Source organism: Micromonospora sp. S4605, assembly GCF_003176715.1.
Classification (GTDB): Bacteria; Actinomycetota; Actinomycetes; order Mycobacteriales; family Micromonosporaceae; genus Micromonospora; species Micromonospora echinaurantiaca.
In genome coordinates, this window is record NZ_QGSW01000024.1 from 1 (window position 1) to 1,461 (window position 1,461).

Below are 1,461 nucleotides of genomic sequence, written 5' to 3' on the forward strand. Positions count from 1 at the left end.
CCCACCCCGCTGACCAGCCCAAACGCCACCGCCTAGAGAAACGCCCTCCAGGCGGTCCCACCCATCTCCGCCCAGGTCAGAACCAAAATTTCAGCTCTCCAGGTCCCCGAATTACGTCGAACCCGGGTAGGTGCCGGTCAGCGCAATGTTGCGTACATCGGTCTGTTCGTCGATGGCCCGCTTGAGGATCGTGACGTAGACGCCGTGTTCTTCCTTGTCAACCTTGGGGGCCAAGCTATCCAGCCTGGGATCGCTTGCTTTGGCCGCAGCCCCTCGATCGCTCATGGCCGAGATGCTAGTCGCACATCGAGCCGAACCTGGCCCTGCGATTCGCCAGCACGGCCACCGCGCTCGACGCCGAGCCAGGCCGGTCCGCGCCTCGGTCACCTCGATTCTCGATGCTCTCGGCCACAACAGGCACGCCCTGGCCGTCCGCCTGCGGCGCCGGACGGCTGCCGCGATCGCCAGCTTCTCGGTCAGCGGCTGCCCGGCGGGCGGATGCGACCTGCACGATGTGCGGCGAGGGATGCCTCGACTGTCCTGCCTGCCAAACCTCGACGTCATCCCGAACCAGTGGCTTCACCTCACCATGCAAGGCATCGGATTCGTCCAAGACGTCGCTCCCGAAGACGTCGACGCAATCGTGGCCGCCGCACGGGCCCGGTGCGGCCAGCTCGCTCCCTTCAAGCTCACCATCGGTGCCCCCCACGTCGACCCCGAGTCCGTTCAGATCGCCGTCGACCCGGTCGAACCGGTACGCCAACTCCGTACCGCGATCCGCGCCGCCATCGCAGACGTCTGGGGAACCGACCGCGTGCCCGAACCGGCCGAGCCGTACAACCCCCACCTCAGCCTCGCCTACACGAATATGGAAGGCCCGGCCGCTCCACTTGTCGAAGCCCTGACATCCGCCCCAAACCTGACCGCGAACGCCGAGATCGACTCCTGCCAGCTCATCATCCTCAACCGCGACGAAGGCATGTACGTCTGGGAGCCGTATGCCACAGTGAAACTCGAGTCCTGACCGATCGACGTCCGCGGGGGCACTAACATCAAGATCCTCACCGGCGTTTCCACTGGTGGGGGCCCCTGCAGCCCGGCGAGGGCCTATGTGGCCAGGGGCGGGGTCGAACCGCCGACCTTCCGATTTTCAGGCACCCACACTTGCCCAGGTCAGGGAACCACCGGAACCCGCCGCGCGATCGGTCATGCGATTACTCCGCATCGTGTCGCCTCGGGCCGGCCGTCCGACATGGGATGATGACCGCATGAGCCTGCGCGAGGCGGACGCGGTTTTTGTCGCCGTCCACCTGGGAATCCTTGCCGTCAGCCCCGCGTTCCGCAGCTCGGCGTCGATATAGTCCGCGAATTTGGGGTTTGAGCTGGGCAAACGCCGGTAGGCCCGGTGACTGGGCGTGTCACTAGGCAGTTGTGTTGTTGCAGGTCAGGCGGTTGCGGGTG

General features: G+C 65.8%; 2 protein-coding genes. One reads left to right on the forward strand and one right to left on the reverse strand.

Annotation, left to right across the window (positions count from 1 at the left end):
• Positions 1 to 111 precede the first annotated feature (111 nt).
• Positions 112 to 285: a hypothetical protein gene (locus tag DLJ47_RS35555; RefSeq protein ID WP_158289754.1), complete on the reverse strand. Its 174-nt coding sequence runs from the start codon at positions 283 to 285 to the stop codon at positions 112 to 114.
• Between DLJ47_RS35555 and DLJ47_RS00580 the strand changes: the two genes are divergently transcribed.
• On the forward strand, positions 284 to 1,024 hold the full coding sequence (locus DLJ47_RS00580; RefSeq protein WP_233257589.1) for a 2'-5' RNA ligase family protein: 741 nt from the start codon (positions 284 to 286) through the stop codon (positions 1,022 to 1,024). The two genes, DLJ47_RS35555 and DLJ47_RS00580, sit on opposite strands and share 2 nt — an antisense overlap.
• The last annotated feature ends 437 nt before the right edge of the window (positions 1,025 to 1,461 follow it).